10 tRNA genes are annotated in these 908 nt (G+C 50.8%); all 10 read left to right on the forward strand.

The features are described 5' to 3' along the window. Positions 1 to 7: 7 nt before the first annotated feature. The 10 genes from IO99_RS18050 to IO99_RS18095 all read left to right on the forward strand — a co-directional run bounded on the left by IO99_RS18050 (position 8) and on the right by IO99_RS18095 (position 841). Positions 8 to 81: transfer RNA gene (locus IO99_RS18050), tRNA-Gly, on the forward strand. Between the two features lie 6 nt (positions 82 to 87). Beyond that, positions 88 to 164 (forward strand) — tRNA-Arg (locus IO99_RS18055). Between the two features lie 6 nt (positions 165 to 170). Further along, positions 171 to 246 (forward strand) — tRNA-His (locus IO99_RS18060). A gap of 8 nt (positions 247 to 254) precedes the next feature. After that, positions 255 to 329, forward strand: a tRNA-Gln gene (locus IO99_RS18065). Between the two features lie 3 nt (positions 330 to 332). Beyond that, positions 333 to 408: transfer RNA gene (locus IO99_RS18070), tRNA-Lys, on the forward strand. A 12-nt stretch (positions 409 to 420) separates the two neighbouring features. After that, positions 421 to 504: transfer RNA gene (locus IO99_RS18075), tRNA-Leu, on the forward strand. A 20-nt stretch (positions 505 to 524) separates the two neighbouring features. Beyond that, a tRNA-Gly gene (locus IO99_RS18080) sits at positions 525 to 599 on the forward strand. A gap of 3 nt (positions 600 to 602) precedes the next feature. Then, positions 603 to 676: transfer RNA gene (locus IO99_RS18085), tRNA-Gly, on the forward strand. Positions 677 to 682: 6 nt separating this feature from the next. After that, positions 683 to 759: transfer RNA gene (locus tag IO99_RS18090), tRNA-Arg, on the forward strand. 6 nt (positions 760 to 765) lie between these two features. After that, positions 766 to 841 (forward strand) — tRNA-His (locus IO99_RS18095). Positions 842 to 908: the final 67 nt, after the last annotated feature.

Consider the following 908-nt stretch of genomic DNA (forward strand, 5'->3'; position numbering starts at 1 on the left):
AATATATGCGGGTGTAACTCAATGGTAGAGTGCTAGCCTTCCAAGCTAGTTACGAGGGTTCGATTCCCTTCACCCGCTCCAATATATGCGTTTTTAGCTCAGCTGGATAGAGCAACGCCCTTCTAAGGCGTGGGCCAGGGGTTCGAATCCCTTAAGACGCACCATATATGGTGAACGTAGTTCAGTTGGTAGAGCGCCAGATTGTGGTTCTGGTTGTCGTGGGTTCGAGTCCCATCGTTCACCCCATTAAATTTTGGGATATCGCCAAGCGGTAAGGCACCAGACTTTGACTCTGGCATTCGTAGGTTCAAATCCTGCTATCCCAGCCAGATGGTTCACTAGCTCAGTCGGTAGAGCACATGACTTTTAATCATGGTGTCCGGGGTTCGATCCCCCGGTGAGCCACCAAAAATGAAACATGCAGGTGTGGCGGAATTGGCAGACGCACTAGACTTAGGATCTAGCGCCTTAGGCGTGGGGGTTCGACTCCCTTCACCTGCACCAATCATAAAAATAAAAAAAATGCGGGAGTGGCTCAGTGGTAGAGCGTCACCTTGCCAAGGTGAACGTCGCGAGTTCGAATCTCGTCTTCCGCTCCAAATGCGGGTGTAACTCAATGGTAGAGTGCTAGCCTTCCAAGCTAGTTACGAGGGTTCGATTCCCTTCACCCGCTCCAATACATGCGTCTTTAGCTCAGCTGGATAGAGCAACGCCCTTCTAAGGCGTGGGCCAGGGGTTCGAATCCCTTAAGACGCACCATATATGGTGAACGTAGTTCAGTTGGTAGAGCGCCAGATTGTGGTTCTGGTTGTCGTGGGTTCGAGTCCCATCGTTCACCCCATTAAATTTTGGGATATCGCCAAGCGGTAAGGCACCAGACTTTGACTCTGGCATTCGTAGGTTCAAAT

The sequence above is a fragment of the Clostridium sulfidigenes genome (genome assembly GCF_000732635.1).
Classification (GTDB): Bacteria; Bacillota; Clostridia; order Clostridiales; family Clostridiaceae; genus Clostridium_J; species Clostridium_J sulfidigenes.